19 protein-coding genes are annotated in these 20,352 nt (G+C 60.5%); 17 read left to right on the forward strand and 2 right to left on the reverse strand.

What is annotated here, in order from left to right:
- Positions 1 to 198: helix-turn-helix domain-containing protein (locus tag RTI30_RS04970; protein ID WP_312283387.1), on the reverse strand; the 198-nt coding region annotated here is incomplete at its 3' end.
- 42 nt (positions 199 to 240) lie between these two features.
- Entirely contained in the window at positions 241 to 1,479 is a 1,239-nt protein-coding gene (locus RTI30_RS04975; RefSeq protein WP_312261243.1) for a class I SAM-dependent rRNA methyltransferase, read from the reverse strand.
- Between the two features lie 95 nt (positions 1,480 to 1,574).
- On the opposite strand from RTI30_RS04975, the gene mtnA reads away from it, so the two are divergent.
- The 17 genes from mtnA to clpX all read left to right on the forward strand — a co-directional run bounded on the left by mtnA (position 1,575) and on the right by clpX (position 20,329).
- Positions 1,575 to 2,600: an S-methyl-5-thioribose-1-phosphate isomerase gene (gene mtnA, locus RTI30_RS04980; protein ID WP_312261241.1), complete on the forward strand. Its 1,026-nt coding sequence runs from the start codon at positions 1,575 to 1,577 to the stop codon at positions 2,598 to 2,600.
- A gap of 66 nt (positions 2,601 to 2,666) precedes the next feature.
- Complete coding sequence (gene gyrA, locus RTI30_RS04985) at positions 2,667 to 5,213, forward strand: DNA gyrase subunit A (protein ID WP_312261239.1); 2,547 nt, start codon at positions 2,667 to 2,669, stop codon at positions 5,211 to 5,213.
- On the forward strand, positions 5,210 to 6,298 hold the full coding sequence (serC, locus tag RTI30_RS04990) for a 3-phosphoserine/phosphohydroxythreonine transaminase (RefSeq protein WP_312261237.1): 1,089 nt from the start codon (positions 5,210 to 5,212) through the stop codon (positions 6,296 to 6,298). The genes gyrA and serC overlap by 4 nt, the downstream gene beginning before the upstream one ends.
- Complete coding sequence (pheA, locus tag RTI30_RS04995) at positions 6,291 to 7,376, forward strand: prephenate dehydratase (RefSeq protein ID WP_312274585.1); 1,086 nt, start codon at positions 6,291 to 6,293, stop codon at positions 7,374 to 7,376. The genes serC and pheA overlap by 8 nt, the downstream gene beginning before the upstream one ends.
- Positions 7,376 to 8,467 (forward strand): histidinol-phosphate transaminase, encoded by a 1,092-nt coding sequence (gene hisC / locus RTI30_RS05000; RefSeq protein WP_312261233.1) that lies wholly within the window; start codon positions 7,376 to 7,378, stop codon positions 8,465 to 8,467. The genes pheA and hisC overlap by 1 nt, the downstream gene beginning before the upstream one ends.
- 3 nt (positions 8,468 to 8,470) lie before the next feature.
- Positions 8,471 to 9,487: a 3-deoxy-7-phosphoheptulonate synthase gene (aroF, locus tag RTI30_RS05005; RefSeq protein WP_312261231.1), complete on the forward strand. Its 1,017-nt coding sequence runs from the start codon at positions 8,471 to 8,473 to the stop codon at positions 9,485 to 9,487.
- Between the two features lies 1 nt (position 9,488).
- Positions 9,489 to 10,370 (forward strand): prephenate dehydrogenase/arogenate dehydrogenase family protein, encoded by an 882-nt coding sequence (locus RTI30_RS05010; RefSeq protein ID WP_312261229.1) that lies wholly within the window; start codon positions 9,489 to 9,491, stop codon positions 10,368 to 10,370.
- An 8-nt stretch (positions 10,371 to 10,378) separates the two neighbouring features.
- On the forward strand, positions 10,379 to 11,677 hold the full coding sequence (gene aroA, locus RTI30_RS05015; RefSeq protein WP_312261227.1) for a 3-phosphoshikimate 1-carboxyvinyltransferase: 1,299 nt from the start codon (positions 10,379 to 10,381) through the stop codon (positions 11,675 to 11,677).
- Positions 11,674 to 12,378 carry a (d)CMP kinase gene (gene cmk, locus RTI30_RS05020; protein ID WP_312261225.1) on the forward strand — a complete coding sequence of 235 codons (705 nt, stop codon included), beginning with the start codon at positions 11,674 to 11,676 and terminating at the stop codon, positions 12,376 to 12,378. The genes aroA and cmk overlap by 4 nt, the downstream gene beginning before the upstream one ends.
- A 58-nt stretch (positions 12,379 to 12,436) precedes the next feature.
- Positions 12,437 to 14,152: a 30S ribosomal protein S1 gene (gene rpsA, locus RTI30_RS05025; protein ID WP_312261223.1), complete on the forward strand. Its 1,716-nt coding sequence runs from the start codon at positions 12,437 to 12,439 to the stop codon at positions 14,150 to 14,152.
- Between the two features lie 74 nt (positions 14,153 to 14,226).
- Positions 14,227 to 14,523 carry an integration host factor subunit beta gene (locus tag RTI30_RS05030; RefSeq protein WP_312261221.1) on the forward strand — a complete coding sequence of 99 codons (297 nt, stop codon included), beginning with the start codon at positions 14,227 to 14,229 and terminating at the stop codon, positions 14,521 to 14,523.
- Positions 14,524 to 14,541: 18 nt separating this feature from the next.
- Positions 14,542 to 15,699 (forward strand): tetratricopeptide repeat protein, encoded by a 1,158-nt coding sequence (locus RTI30_RS05035; protein ID WP_312261219.1) that lies wholly within the window; start codon positions 14,542 to 14,544, stop codon positions 15,697 to 15,699.
- Complete coding sequence (gene pyrF / locus RTI30_RS05040) at positions 15,687 to 16,412, forward strand: orotidine-5'-phosphate decarboxylase (RefSeq protein WP_312261217.1); 726 nt, start codon at positions 15,687 to 15,689, stop codon at positions 16,410 to 16,412. Before RTI30_RS05035 ends, pyrF begins: the two co-directional genes overlap by 13 nt.
- Positions 16,409 to 17,014 (forward strand): orotate phosphoribosyltransferase, encoded by a 606-nt coding sequence (gene pyrE, locus RTI30_RS05045; protein ID WP_312261215.1) that lies wholly within the window; start codon positions 16,409 to 16,411, stop codon positions 17,012 to 17,014. Before pyrF ends, pyrE begins: the two co-directional genes overlap by 4 nt.
- A gap of 73 nt (positions 17,015 to 17,087) precedes the next feature.
- A complete protein-coding gene (gene tig, locus RTI30_RS05050) occupies positions 17,088 to 18,371 on the forward strand; it encodes a trigger factor (RefSeq protein ID WP_312261213.1) in 1,284 nt (427 codons plus the stop codon).
- 18 nt (positions 18,372 to 18,389) lie between these two features.
- Positions 18,390 to 19,034: an ATP-dependent Clp endopeptidase proteolytic subunit ClpP gene (gene clpP / locus RTI30_RS05055; RefSeq protein WP_312261211.1), complete on the forward strand. Its 645-nt coding sequence runs from the start codon at positions 18,390 to 18,392 to the stop codon at positions 19,032 to 19,034.
- A 20-nt stretch (positions 19,035 to 19,054) separates the two neighbouring features.
- Positions 19,055 to 20,329 (forward strand): ATP-dependent Clp protease ATP-binding subunit ClpX, encoded by a 1,275-nt coding sequence (gene clpX, locus RTI30_RS05060; RefSeq protein ID WP_312261209.1) that lies wholly within the window; start codon positions 19,055 to 19,057, stop codon positions 20,327 to 20,329.
- The last annotated feature ends 23 nt before the right edge of the window (positions 20,330 to 20,352 follow it).

A 20,352-nucleotide genomic window follows, 5' to 3' on the forward strand; every position in this document is an offset into this window, starting at 1 on the left:
GAAGGTCTTCTTCCAACGGTAGAGGGTCCTGCGCGACACCCCAAAGGCATCCACGCTGGCCTCCAGGCCGTACTTTTCGAAAAACCTAAGAATCTTCAGTCGGTGCTGTGCATCTTTCGGGGTCATCTCCCAAAGATGCCCCAGCTCGGCTACCCGGTAAAATCCCCGGACTCGATATCCAATGTGCTGTATCCGCATGGCGCTCCTTCTTCGCTGCAGGAGTGCCAAAGGTTTCTGAGCTTATGCAAACCCGTTTGCGTCTCCATCGGCAACGTCCGGGCTGTCTTCCGTATATTCCGGCCGTTGCAACAAAAAGGCTTTGAGATAGCGGCTCTCGGGCACGGCGGGTGGCACGGGATGGTCCAAGTCTTGCCCGGCCTCGGCAAGGATGACGCAGGGACTGCGACGGCTGGCTTGGCGAATTTCGTGCAGGAGTTGGTCGCGCGGCATGTGGAAGGAGCAAGAAGCGGTGAAGAGCAGTCCGCCTGGACGCAGCAGCCGCAAGGCCATGTCATTGAGACGGCGATAGGCTTGGGTGCCCTCTTTGCTGTCTTTGCGCGATTTGATGAGGGCTGGCGGGTCGAGAACGATCAGGTCGAAACTTTCGCCTTGGTCGCGCAACAGGCGCAATTGATCGAGGGCATCTCCTTGCCGCGCCTGCACTTGGCTGCCCAAACCATTGTCTTCGGCATTGCGCTGCAGTAAGGCGAGGGCGCTGGCGGAGGCATCGATGGCGATCACTTCTGCGGCACCGGCCTGAGCTAGGGGCAGAGCGAAGGCGCCAGAATACGAGAATAGGTCGAGCACCCGCCGGCCGCTGGCAAAGCTGCGCAGCATGGCGCGGTTACGACGATGGTCATAGAACCATCCAGTCTTTTGACCGCCATAGGGATCAATCCAAAAGCGACAGCCGTTTTCTTCGATGGCAATCTCTGCCGGTACCTCGCCAGAAAGTACCTCGACGCGTTCTGGCAGCTGCTCGAGGGCGCGCGCCGGACCGCTGGCCTTGAGCAGGATACCGCGCTGGGGGATTTCTGCTTCTAGCGCGGAGACGATGAGGGGCAGATCGCGCTCCATACCGTGGCTGCCGATTTGCAGGACGAGGTACTCTCCGTGACGGTCGATGAGGAGACCGGGTAGCCCATCGCCCTCGCCATGCACTAGGCGATAGAACGGCGTGCTCAGCAGGCGAGCGCGCAACGCCTGGGCGGCGGCTATGCGTTTTCGGTAGAAGTGGACGTCGATTTCCTCGCGTACATCGCGCGTCAGCAAGCGGGCACAGAGCAAAGAGTGCGGGCTGACGTGCGCCAGCCCCAAGCCCTTGCCGTGGCTGTCTTCCAGGCGTGCCACCGCTCCCGGCTCGATGGCGGTAAGGGGAGTGCGCGCGGTATCGACTTCGTTGCTGTAGATCCACAAATGCCCGGCACGCAGGCGCCGATCTTCATGAGCGCGTAGACGCAGGACAGGGAGTGAGGACATGGCCGGTTTTTCCTTAGAATCGAATGCGCCCGATTTTACAGTTTCCTGCCCACTTCGTATATTGACGCCGGCCCAGTTACCCCAAGGAGCAGACCATGCAAATTCGCCCCATCCGTTGGCAGGATGACGCCCTCGAACTGTTGGATCAACGCCGTTTGCCGCAAGAGGAAATCTATCTGGCCCTGCGTGATTACCGTGCAGTGGGGCAGGCGATTCGCGACATGGTGGTGCGTGGTGCACCGGCCATTGGCATTACCGCGGCCTTTGCCATGGTCCTCGCCATGGATCATGCCGCCGCGCAGTCCGATTGGCGCCACGCGCTACGTTCTGCCGCCGAGGAACTGCGGGCAGCGCGACCGACGGCGGTCAACCTCGCCTGGGCCATCGACCGGCAACTTGCCCTTGCCGAACACTGTAAAGACGCGGCTGGCGCCCGCGCGGCGCTGCTCGCAGCCGCCGAGCAATTGCTGATCCAAGACATCGCCGACAACCAGCGCATGGGCCAATTTGGCGTCCAAGTCCTTCCCGATCGCGGCGGCATTCTTACCCACTGCAACACCGGCAGCCTGGCCACTGGGGGCTATGGTACGGCACTTGGCGTCATTCGCGCGGGCATTGCCGCCGGCCGCGACTGGCAGATCTACGCCGATGAAACTCGCCCCTGGCTGCAAGGTGCGCGTCTCACCGCTTGGGAGCTGCAGAAAGAGGGAATTCCCTTTTCGTTGAATGTAGATGCTGCCGCTGGTCATTTGATGGCCACAGGATGCATCCAGGCGGTGATCGTGGGTGCCGATCGCATTGCCGCCAATGGCGATGCCGCCAACAAGATTGGCACCTATAGCCTCGCCGTCTTGGCTCATTATCATCAAATACCGTTTTTTGTTGCCGCCCCCCTCAGCACGGTGGATTTTGCCATGTCCGATGGTAGCCAGATCGTCATCGAGGAGCGCGCCGCGGACGAGGTACGGAACTGCGGAGGCCAAGCGATGGCACCAGCCGGGGTAGCCGTGCGCAATCCGGCCTTCGACGTCACCCCAGCCAAGTTGATTGCCGGAATCATTACCGAGCGGGGCGTGGCGCAGGCGCCCCTGCGCGAGGGGTTGGCCGCTCTGCGTGGCTGAGCGAGTGCGTTACGGCGGGAATGCTGGCATAATCCAAAGATATTCCCGACGTTGGAAAGTAGAAAAATGGTAGATTTCGCCAAGGAAACCATCCCCGTCAGCCTCGAGCAGGAGATGCGCCAGTCCTATTTGGACTATGCCATGAGCGTCATTGTCGGACGCGCTCTGCCCGACGCGCGCGATGGCCTCAAGCCCGTGCATCGGCGTGTGCTCTATGCCATGCACGAGATGAGCAACGACTGGAACAAGCCTTATAAAAAGTCGGCGCGCGTGGTTGGCGACGTCATCGGTAAATACCATCCGCACGGCGATACGGCAGTCTACGATACCATCGTCCGCATGGCGCAGGACTTCTCCATGCGCTATCCCCTCATCGATGGCCAGGGAAACTTTGGTTCGGTGGATGGCGACAGCCCTGCCGCCATGCGTTACACCGAAGTGCGTATGGCGCGTATCGCCCATGAGATGCTGGCGGATATCGACAAGGAAACTGTCGATTTCGGGCCCAACTACGACGAAAAGGAAGTCGAGCCTCTGGTCTTGCCGGCGCGCATCCCGAACCTGCTCATCAACGGCTCGGCGGGTATTGCCGTGGGTATGGCGACCAACATACCGCCCCACAATCTCACCGAAGTCATGACGGCCTGCGTGGCCCTGGTCGATGATCCCGAACTTTCCGACGAAGCCCTTTTTGCCCTGGTTCCCGCGCCCGATTTCCCTACCGCGGCCATCATTCTGGGGCGCGAGGGTGCCGTCGAGGCATACCGCACCGGCCGCGGGCGCGTGGTCATGCGTGCCCGTGCCGAAATCGAAGTCGACAAAAAATCCGGTCGGCAGAGCATCATCGTCAGCGAGCTGCCGTATCAGGTCAACAAGGCAAAGCTCATCGAGCGCATTGCCGAGATGGTCAAGGAAAAGCGTCTCGAAGGTATTTCGGACCTGCGCGATGAGTCCGATAAGTCGGGAATGCGCATTGCCATCGAACTCAAGCGCGATGCTATTGGCGACGTGGTGCTGAATAACCTCTACCAGCACACCGCCATGCAGAGCGTTTTCAATATCAATATGGTAGCCCTGCTCGATGGCGCGCCGCGCACCCTCGGCCTGCGCGAGCTGCTGCAGGCCTTCCTGCGCCACCGGCGCGAAGTCGTCACCCGGCGCAGCGTCTTCGAACTCCACAAAGCCCGCGACCGTGCTCATATTTTGGAGGGCTTGGCGGTCGCCTTGGCCAATATTGATCCGCTGATCGCCCTCATTCGCGCTGCTGCGAGCCCCGCCGAGGCCAAGGCGCAGATGCTGGCAAAGGTCTGGGAGCCAGGCTTGGTTGCGGCCTTGCTACGAGAACGGGGAGAGCCCTCTGCTGGTCTGCAGCCCGACGGCTATCATCTTTCCGAGGCGCAAGCCCAGGCCATTCTCGACTTGCGCCTGCATCGCCTCACCGGTCTCGAGCAGGACAAAATCCGCGAGGAGTACCTTGGGCTGTTGGAACGGATTGGCGAACTGCTGGCCATCCTCGGTTCTGATGAGCGCTTGATGGCGGTGGTACGCGAGGAGCTGATTGCCATCCGCGATCAGTACGGCGATGTCCGACGCAGCGAGATCGTGGCCGATACCGGCAATATCAGCAATGAAGATCTGATTGCCGAAGAAGACATGGTCGTCACCTTCACCCACGCCGGTTACATCAAGGCGCAGCCGGTCGCGGTTTTCAACGCCCAGCGTCGCGGCGGGCGCGGTAAGCTCGCTACGACCACCAAAGAAGAAGATTTCGTCGAGCGGATGTTCATCGCCTCTACCCATGCCTACGTGCTCTTTTTCAGCAACCTTGGCAAGGTGTTCTGGGAAAAGGTCTATCAACTGCCCCAGGCCGGACGTGGCGCGCGCGGCAAGCCCATCGTCAACCTCCTGTCTTTGGCCCCGAGCGAGCGCATCACCACGGTGCTACCGGTGCGGGAGTTCCAGGACGGCCTCTTTGTGTGTATGGTCACTGCGCTTGGTGTGGTCAAGAAAACGCCGCTCATGGACTACTCTCGCCCGCGTAGCCAAGGGATCAACGCCATCAATCTCGACCCCGGTGACCGGCTAGTTGCCGTCTGCCTCTCCGACGGGCAACGGGAGTTCATGCTTTTCACTCGCGACGGCATGGCCGTGCGTTTTCCCGAAGAGAAGGTGCGCCCCATGGGGCGCTCGGCGCGCGGGGTGCGGGGCATTTCCTTGGCAGAAGACGACCGTGTCATCTCCGCACAGTTGGTGGACGAATCGCAGGTCATCCTCACCGCCACCGCCAACGGCTACGGCAAACTCACGCCAGTTGCCGAGTATCGTCGCACCAATCGTGGCGGCAAGGGTGTCATCGCCATCCAGAGCAATGCTCGCAACGGCAAGGTAGTAGGAGCGCTGGCGGTACAGGATAGCGACGAGCTCATGTTGGTTTCCGATGGTGGCACCCTGATCCGCATGGCGGTACGGGAAATCCGCCGCACCGGTCGCAACGCCCAGGGTGTGCGCCTCATTACTCTGAACGAAGGTGAGCATCTTGCCGGCCTAGCGCTCATTGCAGACTCCGAAGAAGACGAGGAGGGGCAGGGACAGCTGCCCATCGACGACCTATGAAGCGCCCTATCTATAATTTCAGCGCCGGTCCGGCGGTCTTGCCTAAACCAGTGTTGGCACAAGTGCAGGAAGAGCTTCCCGATTGGCACGACAGCGGCATGTCGATCCTCGAGATGAGCCACCGCGGCAAGGAGTACAGCGGCATCATCGCCCAAGCCGAGGCCGACCTGCGCGAACTCCTCGCCATCCCCGACAACTATCGGGTGCTGTTTCTGCAGGGCGGGGCAAGCCTGCAGTTTGCCATGGTCCCCCTCAATCTGTTGGCTTCGGGCAGGGCCGCCTATGTCGAGACCGGGGTATGGTCGCGCAAGGCCAGCGCCGAAGCCCGGCGCTTGGGCGGGAATATCGATATCGTCGCCAGCAATGCAGAACACCGCGACCACGCCGTGCCCGTGCAGGAGCAGTGGCAACTGCAGGGGGAGTATCGCTACTGCCATTATGCCGATAACGAAACCATCGACGGCATCGAGTTCGACTTCATCCCTAATCTCGGTTCCGTGCCCTTAGTGGCGGACGTCTCTTCTAACATCCTCTCCAAACCCCTCGACGTGAGCCGTTTCGGTCTGCTCTACGCGGGTGCCCAAAAAAATATCGGCCCGGCAGGACTGACCCTGGTCATCGTTCGCGACGATCTCCTCGGCCGAGCTGGCGCGCAACTGCCGACCATGCTCGACTATGCCGTGCATGCCAAAGAGCATTCCATGTACAACACCCCGCCAACCTTCGCGATTTATGTTGCGGGTCTGGTATTTCGCTGGGTACTGGAGCAAGGGGGGCTTGCGGCCATGGCCGAACGCAACGCCCGCAAGGCGCGCTTGCTCTACGACGCCATCGACCAGTCCGGCGGTTTCTATCGCAATGATGTCGCCCCACGCAATCGCTCGCGCATGAATGTGCCCTTTTTCCTCCACGACGCCGCCCTCGACGCCGCGTTTTTGCGCGAAGCCGGAGAGTGGGGGCTGTTACAGCTCAAGGGGCACCGTTTGCTGGGCGGTATGCGCGCCTCCCTCTACAACGCCATGCCCGAAACCGGGGTGCAGGCTTTGGTGGATTTTCTTGGCGATTTCGCGCGTCGCCATGGCTGAAGCGCCAGATCCCCAGCTCTTGGCCTTGCGGCAGGAAATCGACCGCGTCGATGGCGAGATCCTGCGCCTCCTCGGCGAACGGGGTCGCCTGACCCAAGCGGTTGGGGAATGCAAGCAAGCGGCGGGCAGCACGCAGTTCTACCACCCCGATCGCGAAGCCGAAATTCTGCGTCGGGTGGTAGCGCAAAATCCCGGTCCCTACAGTGCCGAGCAAATTGGTACGATTTTTCGGGAAATCATCTCGGCGGGCTTGGCGCTCGAGCAACCCTTACGGGTCGCCTATCTCGGCCCCGCGGGTACGTTCTCGCAGCTTGCTGCCGAAAAGCAATTTGGCCACGCCGCCGCCTTCGTGCCGGTAAACAACATCCCTGAGATCTTTCGCCAAACCGACAGCGGTGCCACCCAATTCGGGGTGGTACCGGTGGAGAACAGCACCGAGGGGGCAGTCAATCAAACCCTCGACCTCATGCTCGACTACCCCCTACAGATTTGTGGCGAGGTCGAGTTGCGGATCGTCCACAATCTCGTCGCCGCCATTCCCCGCGAGGCCATTCGGCGGGTACACGTGCATTATCAGACTCGGGCCCAATGTCGGCAGTGGTTGGCGCAAAACCTTCCTGGCATTGAGCTCTGCGACGCCCCGAGCAATGCCGAGGCTGCCCAGCGCGCCGCCAGCGACCCCGAAGGTGCCGCCATCTCGACGCGTGCGGCGGCAAGCCACGCTGGTCTGCAAATCTTGGCCGAGGGAATCGAAGATAACCCGGAAAACAGCACCCGCTTTTGGGTGATCGGCAAGATCCCAACGCGTAGCACTGGCGCCGACAAGACCAGTATCGTCGTTGGCGGCGCGCACCGGGCCGGTAGCCTCTACGCTCTGCTGGCGCCCTTTGCGGCTGCCGAGATCAGCCTCACCCGCATCGAATCCCGGCCCGCACGCAGTGCGCGTTGGCAGTATGTTTTCTATCTCGATTTCCTTGGTCATCAACAAGATACCAAGGTGCAAGAGGTTCTCTCCACGCTGCAGGAGACAGCGGCTTTCCTGCGCATTTTGGGTAGCTATCCACGGGCGGTGTACTGATGACTTCTGCATGGCAAACCATGCCCTGGGTGCAGGGCCTGCAACCCTATCAGCCGGGCAAACCCCTGGCCGAACTAAAACGCGAGTTGAGTATCGACAACGCCATCAAACTCGCCTCCAACGAAAATCCCCTGGGCACCAGCGCCAAGGTACAGGCCGCCATTGCCGCCGCGGTTCCCGATCTCGGGCGCTATCCCGAGGGTTCGGCGCCGGAGTTGCGCCGCGCCTTGGGCGAGCGCCTCGAAGTCGCGCCGGAGCAGATTCTCCTCGGCAATGGTTCCGATGAAATCTTTACTATGCTTTGTCGCTGTTTTGCGGGCCCCGGGGTCGAGGTCATCGTCTCCCAATATGCCTTTGCCTCTTATGCCATCGCGGCGCGCTCGGTAGGGGCGGAACTGGTGCAAGTGCCGGCCCGCGACTACGGCCACGATCTCGACGCCATGGCCGCGCGGATTGGGCCCTCCACGCGCCTGGTCTTTCTCGCCAACCCCAATAATCCTACCGGCACCTCTTTTACTGGGGCGGCCCTCGATGCCTTCTTGGCCAAGGTGCCAGAGCATGTGCTGGTCGTCCTCGACGAGGCCTATGCCGAGTTGATGACGGCCGTGGATTATCCAAACGGTATCGATCGCCTCGCTCGGCATCCCAACTTGTTGATAACCCGCACTTTCAGCAAGGCGTATGGCTTGGCGGGCTTGCGCTGTGGCTATGCCGTTGCAGCGCCAGAGCTCATTGCGCTTTTGGAGCGTCTGCGTTTGCCCTTCAACAGCAATAGCTTGGCGCAGGTGGCGGCAATTGCTGCCCTTGACGATACCGAACACCTCGCCGCAGCGCTGGCCAACAATCGCGCCGGTCTCGCCCTTATCGAAAAGGGCTTGCACGACTACGGATTGACAACGCTGCCGGCTGCGGGCAACTTTATCACCTTTTTTACTCCCCGCCCGGCGCAAGACTTGTATCAAGCCCTGCTGCAACGGGGGGTCATCATTCGGCCGCTGGGGCCCTACGGCATGTCCTCCCACCTGCGGGTGAGTATTGGCCTGCCGGAGGAAAATCAGCGTTTTTTACAGACTTTGGGCGAGGTACTCTGAATCATGATCGTCATCGTCAAGCCCCAGGCAACTGAGGAGCAACGAGAGCAGTTGTTGCGGCGCATCCGCGAGTTGGGCTTGCAGCCTATGGTGAGCAATGGCGCCGAGCGTACCGTGGTCGGCCTCATCGGCGACGAGCGATTGATTGCCGAAGGGATGCTCGAATCCTTGCCCGCCGTGGAACAGGTCATGCCCATTCTCAAACCCTACAAGCTCGTCAGCCGTGAATTCAAAGCCTCCGATAGCATCATCGAGGTGCGCGGTATTCCCTTTGGTGGCCCGCAAATCCAAGTGATTGCCGGACCTTGCTCGGTAGAGACCCCCGAGCAGATGCGCCGAGCTGCAGCTGCCGTGCAGGCTGCCGGCTGTCGGCTGATGCGTGGCGGTGCTTTCAAGCCGCGCACCAGCCCCTACACCTTCCAAGGCGTGGGTGACGAAGGTCTCGATTATTTCCGCGATGCCGCCGATGCCTACGATCTGCCCATCGTCACCGAGCTCATGGATGTGCGTAAAATCGACTTGTTCCTCGAAAAACGCGTCGACGTCATCCAAATCGGTACCCGCAACATGCAAAACTTCGACTTGCTCAAGGAGGTCGGACGCCTGCAGGTGCCCGTCATCCTCAAGCGCGGCATGAGCGCCACCGTCAAGGAGTGGTTGATGGCGGCGGAGTACATCGCCGCCCACGGTAACCACCGCATCATCTTCGCCGAGCGCGGCATTCGTAGTTTCGAGACCAGCTACCGCAATGTTCTTGACGTTACTGCCATTCCCTTCCTCAAAAAGGAAACCCACTTACCGGTGATCGTCGATCCCAGTCACGCTGGGGGCAAGACCTGGCTGGTGCCCGCCCTCGCCAAGGCGGCGATTGCGGCGGGGGCCGATGGCCTGCTCATCGAGTCCCATCCCTGTCCGGAAGAGGCTTGGTGCGACGCGGACCAGGCCCTGAGCCCGGAGCAGTTGCAAACCCTGATGGGCGATCTGCGCAAACTTGCCGAGGCCATTGGTCGCAGTCTCTGAGATGCTGGCTTCTCCCTTTCAGCGCATTGCCATCATCGGCTTGGGCCTGATGGGGGGGAGCTTGGCCTTGGCCCTACGGGCGCGAGGCTTTTCTGGGACCTTGCTTGGTGGCGGTGGTGCGAGCGCCGACTTACAGGGCGCGCGTGCTGCCGTCGTCAATGGGGTACCGGTATTTGACCGAGTAGAGCAGGATCCTGCATCCCTGCCTCTGGCGCAGGCGGACCTCCTGGTTTTGGCGGTGCCGCCTCTGGCCCTGCCGCAGCTTCTGCAACTCGCGGCCCAGGCGACTGGCAGCGACACCGTGGTCACCGATCTAGCTAGCGTCAAGGCCGAACACGTGCCGTACGGCGAAAGCCTGCTCGGGCATCGTTTTCTTTCCTCCCACCCACTGATCGGCGCGGAACAGAAGGGTTTTGCGGCGGCGCGGGCGGAGCTGTACCGCAATTACCGCTGCGTACTCTGTCCTGGTGCGCAGCCGAATACTGATGTGCTCGCCCGGTTGCGGCAATTTTGGCAGACCCTTGGTGCCGAAGTGCTCGAAATGTCTGCCGAAGCGCACGATCGCGCCTTGGCGGCGACCAGCCATCTGCCACATCTGCTCGCCTTTGCCTATCTAGAGATGTTGGGCGACGTGGAGGAGGATCTCAGCCTGCTAGCGGGAAGCGGATTGCGCGATTTCAGCCGTATTGCCGCCAGCGACCCGCAGCTGTGGGCGGATATTCTCGAACAGAACCGGTCGGCGGTGCGCGCCGATCTGCAGCGCTTGCAGGAGCAACTCGCGCGCCTCGATGCCCAGTTGGCGGCAGGCGATCGGGCAGCGTTGGCGGCAAGTCTGGCGCGCGGGCAACGGGCGCGCTCCCAATTTCAGTTTCCATCAGGATGAGGTAAGGAATGCAGTACATCGTTCAGCCGGGAGGGGCGCTGCGCGGGCGGCTACGAGTGCCCGGGGATAAATCGATTTCCCATCGATCCGTGATCCTTGGCGCTCTGAGCAATGGCGTTACCGAAGTAACGGGGCTGCTCGAGGGTGCCGATGTCCTGGCCACCATTGCCGCCTTCCGCGCCATGGGCGTTGCCATAGAAGGCCCGCGTGAGGGCTGCTTGCGTATCCATGGGGTCGGCCTGCAGGGTCTGCAAGCGCCGCAGATTCCTCTCGACTGCGGCAATTCAGGAACGGCCATGCGTCTGCTGGCCGGTGTGCTTGCCGGCCAGAGATTTGCCAGCACCCTGATTGGCGATGAGAGTTTGCAGCGTCGCCCCATGGGCCGGGTGATCGAGCCTCTGCGCCAAATGGGCGCGCGGATTACAGCCCAGGAAGGCAGGGCGCCGCTACAGATCGTGGGTGCCCCGCTGCACGGTATCAACTATACCCTGCCCATAGCCAGCGCCCAGGTAAAATCCGCCATCCTGCTGGCTGGCCTCTACGCCAAAGGGCGTACTTGCGTGCGCGAGCCTGCCCCCACCCGAGACCATAGCGAACGCATGCTGCGCGGTTTTGGCTACGCCTTGGCACAGGAACCCCTGTATTCTTGTCTGGAAGGCGGTGGCACGCTGCAGGCACAGACCATCGATGTGCCGGCAGACATCTCTTCTGCCACGTTTTTTTTACTGGGTGCCACCATCGCTCCCGACTCCGACCTGCTGCTCGAGAATGTCGGCATCAACCCCACCCGCACTGGGGTGATCGAAATCCTCACCCGCATGGGCGCCCGCATCGATCTCACCCAGTTGCGCGAAGTGGGCGGCGAGCCGGTGGCCGATATTCGGGTACGTTCTGCCCGCTTGCAGGGTATCGACATCCCGCCGCGCCTCGTCCCCTTGGCTATTGACGAGTTTCCAGCGGTGTTCATCGCCGCGGCTTGCGCCGAAGGGCGAACCGTCATTTCCGGCGCTGAGGAGCTTCGGGTCAAGGAGAGCGACCGTATTGCCGTCATGGCCACTGGTCTGCGCACCCTCGGTATAGCCGTCGAAGAGCAACCCGATGGCGCCATCATCCACGGTGGCGCCCTGCAAGGTGGCCGGGTCGATAGCCACGGCGATCATCGTATCGCCATGTCCTTTGCCATGGCCGCACTGCGTGCCGCAGGCCCCATACAAATCGAAGACTGCCGCAATGTGGCAACGTCATTTCCCAATTTCCCGGAGCTTGCCATCGAGGCGGGGCTCTCCCTGCAGGTGCAAGAAGGATGAGCACCGTTCCGGTTATCACCATCGATGGCCCGGGTGGCGTTGGCAAGGGTACCTTGAGCCGTCTTCTTGCCCGGCGCCTCGGTTGGCACCTGCTCGACAGCGGTGCTATTTACCGCGCCATGGGGTTAGCGGCGGTGCGCGCCGGCCTGCTCTTCGACAACGCCGAACCCGACGAATCGCGCTTGCTACGCTTGGCGCAAGACCTGCCGCTGCGCTTTGCGGAGCGGCAGGGAGAAACCCTGATATTCTTGGGAGATCAGGAGATTACCCAAGAGGTGCGAAGCCCCGAGGCGGGCCAACGGGCATCGCGAATCGCGGCTTTGCCTTTGCTTCGCGAGGCGCTCCTGCAACGGCAGCGAGATTTTCGCCGACCGCCTGGATTGGTTGCCGATGGGCGAGACATGGGTACAGTGGTTTTCCCCGATGCTCCGCTCAAGGTCTTCCTTACGGCAAGCGTCGAAGAGCGCTCCAAGAGACGCCTAAAACAGTTGCTGGAACAGGGGGATAGTGCTACTCTGGAGAGCGTGGAGGCAGAAATCATCGAGCGTGATCGTCGCGATCGCGAACGAAGTGTCGCTCCTCTCCAGCCCGCGCCAGACGCGCGAATCCTGGATAGTAGTCATCAGGACATTGAAGAGTCGTTTCGGGTCCTTGCAGGGTGGGTAGACGACACCCTCGGGGAGTTTTTTTCGCGCCAGTAACCTGGTTTTTCAGAGGTAATGGGGCAAGTGTGCTCCATGACGAGGTTTATCAAACTTTATGACCACCCCACACAGTGAAGTTCAATCCGAACCCAGTTTTGCCGAACTCTTTGCCGAAAGTGAAAGCTCCCAGGGCCTCAAGCCCGGTGATCTTCTGGTTGGTACCGTGACTCGTGTCGATAACGACTTTGTCATGGTCGACGTTGGCCTCAAGTCCGAGGGCCCCATTCCCGCTGAGCAGTTTCGCGGTCCCGACGGCGCTCTCGAAGTCCAGGTCGGCGATTCCGTCGAAGTCTGTCTCGAATCGGTCGAAGACGGGATGGGCGAAACCCGTCTCTCGCGAGAGAAGGCGCGGCGTGCCAAGACTTGGGAAGAATTGGAAAAGTCTTTCAGCGAGTCGGCGGTGGTCAAAGGTTTCCTCACCGGCAAGGTCAAGGGTGGCTTCACCGTCAGTATCGACGGCGTGCGTGCCTTCCTGCCCGGTTCCCTGGTCGATGTGCGGCCGGTGCGTGATGTCGCCTATCTCGAAGGCAAAGAGCTCGAGATGAAAATCATCAAGCTCGACCGCAAGCGCAACAACGTCGTCGTTTCCCGGCGTGCGGTCGTCGAGCAAGAACAGAGCGCCGAGCGTGGTCAGCTCCTCGAAAGTATCCAGGAAGGGGCGATTTTGCAGGGCGTGGTCAAGAATCTTACCGATTACGGCGCCTTTATCGATTTGGGTGGAATCGACGGACTACTGCACATCACCGACATGGGCTGGCGCCGGGTCAAGCATCCCAGCGAAGTCGTCAATGCCGGTGATGAAGTCCGGGTCATGGTCCTCAAGTTTGATCGCGAGCGTGGCCGTATCTCCCTGGGTATGAAACAGTTGGGTGCCGACCCCTGGCAGGACATCGCCCGCCGCTATCCCGAGCACACCCGTATCTTTGGCAAGGTCACCAACATCACCGATTATGGCGCCTTTGTCGAAATCGAGGATGGCGTCGAGGGCCTCGTGCATGTCTCCGAGATCGACTGGACCAACAAAAACGTCAATCCAGCCAAAGCGCTGCATCTTGGACAGGAAGTCGAGGTCATGGTCCTCGACATCGACGAAGAGCGGCGGCGGATTTCGCTCGGCATCAAGCAGTGTCTGCCCAACCCCTGGGAGGAATTTGGCGACAATTACCAGAAAGGTGATCGGGTATCCGGACAGATCAAGAGCATTACCGATTTTGGTGTCTTCATTGGTCTCGATGGGGGCATCGACGGCCTGATTCATCTCTCCGATCTCTCTTGGGAGCGCCCCGGCGAGGAAGCCGTGCGCGACTTCAAGAAGGGCGACACGGTAGAGGCAGTGGTCCTCAGCATCGATCCCGAGCGTGAACGGATCAGCCTGGGTATCAAGCAGCTCGAGAACGATCCCTTCCTGCAGTTTGTTGCCGTGCACGAAAAAGGCGAGTTGGCCGATGGGGAGGTCGTCTCGGTAGACGGCAAGGGCGCGGTGGTGCGCCTGGCCGAGGGCGTCGAGGGCTTTCTGCCGGCGCGGGAATTCGCCAAGGGCGCAAGCCCCGAGGTTGGCAGTTCCATTCGGGTTGCCATTGCGGCCGTCGATCGCAAAAATCGCAGTCTGACCCTGAGCAGCAAGGCGCGCGATGGCGCGGCATCTGCCTCTTCTTCGGAAGATCAGAGCAGTCTGGTGCAACAGTATTCGCGCAGTGCGGCTACGGGAACCACCAGCCTCGGCGATCTCATCAAGGAACAGCTCAAGCGCAAGCAGGAAGAGGAGGGCTAAGGCCCTCGAGCTGGGGGCCAGGCAACTCGCGTTGCTTGGCCCGGGTTTTTCCTGCAGATGGAGAGGATGGTTCCATGACCAAATCAGAGTTGATCAAATACATCAGCGCGAAGTACCCGACGCTGCCACCGCGCGACATCGAAAATGCCACGCGCCATATTCTCGAGTACCTGAGCGATGCATTGCAGCAGGATGAGCGTATCGAAATTCGCGGTTTTGGAAGCTTTTCCTTGCATATTCGACCCGAAAAAATGGGGCGAAATCCGCGTACTGGTGAAGCGGTACTGGTCCCCGAAAAACGGGTGCCACATTTCAAGGCCGGTAAAGAATTGCGGGAACAGGTCGATTACGCGCCTGAGTCTGTGCGCTAGAGGGCCTCTACGGCTGCCATGGGCTCCCTAACCCTGGCCCTCGTCCTGCTCATTCCGGTTGCCTTTGCTCTCGGTTGGTGGGCTGCAGCCAAAATAGGTCGGCGATCGGCTCCTACGCCGATCCCGCGTATTTATGTGCAAGGCCTGGGTCATCTGCTCGGCGAGCGTAACGATGAAGCGGTCAAGGCCTTCCTCGATGCCCTGCGCCAGTACCCCGAGAGTTCCGATTTGCTCCTTGCCTTGGGTCGACTGTTCCGACGCCGCGGCGAACTGGAGCGCGCTTTGGGTGTGCACCAGCACCTCCTCGAGCAGCAAGATCTCGATGTGTTGCAACAGCAGGAAGTGCTCTTGGAAATTGCCCGGGATTACCTCAAAGCGGGTATCCTCAATCGCGCCGAATCCATTCTTCGTGACCTCCTGCAACGTGATCCCGGATCACGCACGGCGCGAGAGCTCTTGGCCGAGGTGTACGAGTTGGGAGCGGATTGGGAACAAGCCATTCGTGTGCGCCAAGACCTGCAAGAACAGGGGGGGGAAGGGCAGGCGAGTATCATCGCCCTACTTTATTGCGAAATGGCGGAAGAAAAGTTGCACGACAACCTCGAGGCGGTACAGGCATTGTTGGTGGAGGCGGAGCGCGCCGATGCCAGCTCGCCACGCCTTGCCTTGTTGCGTGGACGAATAGCGCACCAACAGGGGAATTGGGTGGCAGCCGCCAGTCACTGGTCGACGTTATTGCGCTCGGATCATATTGCCATTCTCGGTCAAGTGCTGGATCCCTTCTTGGAAAGCTTGCAGAACTGCGGGGAGCTACCGCAGTGCCAAGCGTGGCGCAAGGAATTGCTGGCGCGGGCGTCGACGGCATCGCTATTGTCGCGTCTGGTGTTGGCCCTGCGTCGGGTTGAAGGAGAGCCGGCGGTGATCGATTTTCTTCGTGCCAGCTTGCTGCGCAGCAGCGACCTGCTCACCCTGCAGTTCTACCTGCGTGCAGGTGGCGACCCGCTTCCGGTGTTGTCCGAATTGCGGCACGCGGTAACGGAGTTGCCGTTGTCCGAGGGCGTTTTTCAATGCCATCATTGCGGCTATCAGACGATAGAATTCTATTGGCGTTGCCCCAGTTGTCGTCGTTGGGGAACCTTTCGCAGTAGTGGAGAAAAAGCAGCATGTACCCACTAATCGTTGCCCTGGATTTTCCGACGGCAAAAGCGGCCATGGCCCTTGCTGAACGTCTCGATCCGCAGCAGGTTCGGGTAAAAGTCGGTAAAGAACTCTTCACCAGTGCCGGTCCCGCTTTGGTGGAATCCCTACAAGCTCGTGGATTTTCCGTGTTTCTCGATCTCAAGTTCCACGACATTCCGGCGACGGTGGCCGGGGCTTGTCGTGCCGCTGCCGAATTGGGCGTGTGGATGCTCAATGTTCACGCTAGCGGCGGGCGTACCATGCTGGAGGCGGCGCGCAATGCCGTCGAGACCAGCGGCGGGAAGCGTCCTTTGTTGATTGCCGTCACCGTTCTCACCAGCCTCGATGCCGCTGCCTTGCAGGAGATTGGCTGCACGGCTGCGCCGCAGGCGCAGGTGGAACGTCTTGCCGCCTTGGCCGCCGCGTCTGGCTTCGATGGAGTGGTCTGCTCGGCCCAAGAGGCAGCGCTTCTGCGCGAGCGTCAGCCGTCCTTGCTTCGGGTCACGCCAGGAATTCGTCCCACCGGTACCGCGCACGACGATCAGCGTCGCGTTCTGACCCCCGCCGAAGCCTTGGCGGCCGGCGCAGACTATCTCGTTGTCGGTCGGCCGATCAGCGCCGCTGCCGATCCGGCGGCGGCCTGTGCCGCAGTGCTTGCGGAGATTGCCGCCGTACCCTCCACTTCTGCTTCGCGGAGCCTATCCTCATGAGCCACACGCCCCTCGATCCCGATCAAGTCATCCGTCTTTACGAAGAGGACGGCGCCTTGCTGCACGGGCATTTTCTCCTGTCTTCGGGTTTGCACAGCGATACCTACCTGCAATCGGCGCGGGTCTTGCAGCACCCGGAACATGCAGCACGGGTGGCGGAGGCCATGGTGCAAGGTATTCCCGCGGAATTGCGCAGCCAGATTGGTGCCGTAGTGGGGCCAGCCATGGGTGCGGTGATCGTTGCCCACGAGTGTGGACGCGCCCTTGGCGTGCGCGCTTTTTTTACCGAACGCGAAGGCGGCCGGATGACCTTGCGGCGGGGTTTTGCCCTCGAGCCTGGCGAGGGAGTATTGGTTGTCGAGGACATCACCACCACGGGCGGCTCGACGCGGGAATGTATGGCCGTCGTTGCGGCACAGGGTGCGCGGGTGGTAGCGGTTTCCGCTATTATCGATCGTAGCGCAGCAGGCATTCCTGATTTTGACGGAGTGCCGTATCATCCCCTGCTTCGTTTGCCGGTACAGACCTGGGAGGCCAAGGATTGCCCTCTCTGTGCGGCGGGCTCGACTGCGGTCAAGCCGGGCAGCCGCGGTTTGCGTTGAACTTGAGCAAAATGGGTCGAGGTCTTAGGATGACCGGAAGGTCGTGGAAAAAATGCACAGAAAGGATAATGTCATGGAGTTGAGTATCCCCGCTGGGGCGCCGTTGGAACGGCATATGCGCTTTACCGTACCGGCCGCCGATGTCGAGGCGCACTATCGCGAGTCCCTGCGGCAGAAGGCGAAGCACGCCCGTTTGCCGGGTTTTCGCCCGGGTAAAGTGCCGCTGCCGGTGGTGGAGCGACAATTCGGACGAGATGCCCTCCTCGAAGCCTTCGACGAGCTCATCAACGAACACTACGCCAAGGCCCTGAGCAGCAACGCGCTGCGCCCGGTCGCGAGGCCCGACGTGAACGTCGAACAAGGCGCCCCCGGTCAGGATTTCGTATTTACGGCCGTGGTCGAGGTATACCCGGAATTTACCCCGCAAGTGCCGGCGGTTACCCTGACGCGCAAGGTCGTCGCGATCAGCGACGCTGATGTCGGGCGCACGCTGACGGTCATGCGCCAGCAGCGTCAGACCTATCGCCCAGTCGAGCGGGCGGCGGAAGCAGGCGACCGCGTCGTCATCGACTTCCAAGGAAAGATCGATGGCGAAGCCTTCGCCGGCGGAACCATGGACGATTACCCGGTGCTCGTCGGTGCCGGGCGTTTGCTGCCAGAAATGGAGCAGGCGCTGACGGGAATGGCTGCCGGCGAAGAAAAACAAGTTGCGGTACCCTTTCCGGCCGATTATCCAGCGGCGGAATTGGCCGGGAAGACGGCAGATTTTCTGGTGCGGGTCAAAGAGGTGGCCGCGCCGGAGTTGCCGGCCCTCGATAGCGAATTTGCCCGCTCCCTGGGCATTGAAGACGGCAGTGTAGAGACCTTGCAGGCCGAGGTGCGGGCGAATCTGGAGCGCGAGGCGCAGCGGATCAGTCGCCAGCAAATCAAGGCACAACTCATGGCCGCAGTCCTCGAAGCAAATACCGTGGAGCTACCCAAGGCCCTGTTGCACAATGAAGAAGAGCGTGCTAAGCAAGGTCGGGAAGGGGAGCTGAGCGCCGAACAGCGCGCAGAGGCGGAGAAGCGAGTGCGGCTGGGGCTGGTACTCTCTGAGATTGCACGGCAACAGCAGCTGCGCGCGCCGACGGCAAAGATAGAGCAAGCGCTCTTGGAAATGGCGGAACAGTACGAAGACCCACGCGAGTTTATGTCCTGGTATCGCAAAGACCGTGAGCGCATGGAAACGCTGGAATCCATCGTTCTCGAAGACATGGTGGTGGACTGGTTACTCGAGCGTGTTACAGTGGTAGAGCAGAAAGTGGAGTTCCAGGATCTCATCGCCGGCCGCGGCGCTGGGGAAGATCAGAACCAATAAGATGATAGGACGGTGTGCATGAAGCAGGGATTGCAGGACCCGACATTGCAGGAAACCCGCGGCTTGGGCTATGTGCCCATGGTCATCGAACAGACCGGGCGCGGCGAGCGGGCTTTCGACATCTATTCGCGCTTGCTCAAAGAACGCGTGATCTTCCTGGTAGGGCCCGTCGAGGACATGATGGCGAACTTGGTCGTCGCGCAGCTCCTCTTTCTGGAAGCAGAGAATCCGGAAAAAGATATCGCCCTGTATATCAATAGCCCAGGGGGATCGGTCACTGCGGGCTTGGCCATTTACGACACCATGCAATTCATCCGTCCTGCCGTCAGTACCGTATGTATAGGGCAGGCGGCCAGCATGGGGGCGGTATTGCTGGCTGCCGGCGCCGAGGGCAAACGCTATGCCTTGCCCAACGCGCGGATCATGCTGCATCAGCCCTCTGGTGGCTTTCAGGGGGTGGCGCACGATATCGACATTCACGCCAAGGAAATTTTGCGAATTCGCGAGCGCCTGAATGAGATATTGGTGCATCATACGGGCCAGGACAAAGGACGCATCGAACGAGATCTCGATCGCGATTTCTTTATGTCCGCCAGCGAAGCAAAGGATTATCGTCTAGTTGATGCCGTGATTACCCATCGGGGTGATGACGAGAGTGCCTGAGTGCAGGCAGGAGAGTAGCGATGTCTGGAAAAAATGAAAGCAGTGGTGAGAAGAACCTCTGTTGTTCCTTCTGCGGCAAGACGCAACATGAGGTGCGCAAGCTGATCGCAGGTCCCAACGTCTTCATCTGCGACGAATGCATCGAACTATGTAACGACATCGTCAAGGATGAATTTCTCGACGATAGCGCCGGCGGCGAAAAGCAGAAACTGCCAAAGCCTATGGAGATCCGCAAGATCCTCGACGATTACGTGATTGGTCAGGATGTTGCCAAGAAGGTTCTCTCCGTGGCCGTGTACAACCACTACAAGCGCTTGGAGCATGGCGGCAATCATGCCGATGTCGAGCTTGACAAGAGCAACATCTTGCTCATTGGCCCCACGGGTTCGGGCAAGACGCTGTTGGCGCAGACCCTCGCCCGTCTGCTCAATGTGCCCTTTGCCATGGCCGATGCTACCACCCTGACAGAAGCGGGGTACGTAGGCGAGGACGTCGAAAACATCATTCAGAAATTGCTGCAAAAGTGCGATTACGACGTCGAAAAGGCGCAGACTGGCATTGTCTACATCGATGAAATCGATAAGATTTCGCGCAAATCGGAGAATCCTTCCATCACTCGCGATGTCTCCGGAGAGGGGGTGCAGCAGGCCCTGCTCAAGCTCATCGAAGGGACGGTTGCGTCGGTTCCGCCCCAGGGTGGTCGCAAGCATCCGCAGCAGGAATTTCTCCAGGTCGACACCCGCAACATTCTCTTCATTTGCGGTGGAGCCTTTGCTGGTCTCGAGAAAACGGTGGCTAGTCGGATGGAGAAGGGTGGTATTGGTTTTGGTGCCAAGATCAAGAAAGGCAAGGAAGATCTTGCCGCCTCGACGATGATGGAGAACCTCGAGCCCGAGGACTTGGTCCGCTATGGCCTCATTCCCGAGTTTGTGGGGCGCTTGCCGATTTTGGCGTTGCTCGAGGAGCTCGACGAGGACGCCCTAGTCACCATTCTCACGGAACCGAAGAATGCCTTGGTCAAGCAATATCAAAAATTGTTTGCCCTCGAAGGGATTCAGCTCGAAATCCGTCCCGAAGCCTTGCGCGCCATCGCCAAGAAGGCCCTGACGCGCAAGACTGGTGCGCGTGGCCTGCGCTCCATTCTCGAGCATATTCTCCTCGATACCATGTACGAATTGCCCTCCATGACGGGGATTCGCAAGGTAGTGATCGATGCCAGCGTGGTCGAAAATGCGAGCAAACCCCTTCTGGTGTATGATGAGGCCGCTAAAGTAGATGCCTCACATCCTGCCTGAATGAATCCTGTCCGGCGCCGTTG

It is taken from the genome of Candidatus Igneacidithiobacillus taiwanensis, from assembly GCF_031962545.1.
In the GTDB taxonomy this organism is placed as follows: domain Bacteria; phylum Pseudomonadota; class Gammaproteobacteria; order Acidithiobacillales; family Acidithiobacillaceae; genus Igneacidithiobacillus; species Igneacidithiobacillus taiwanensis.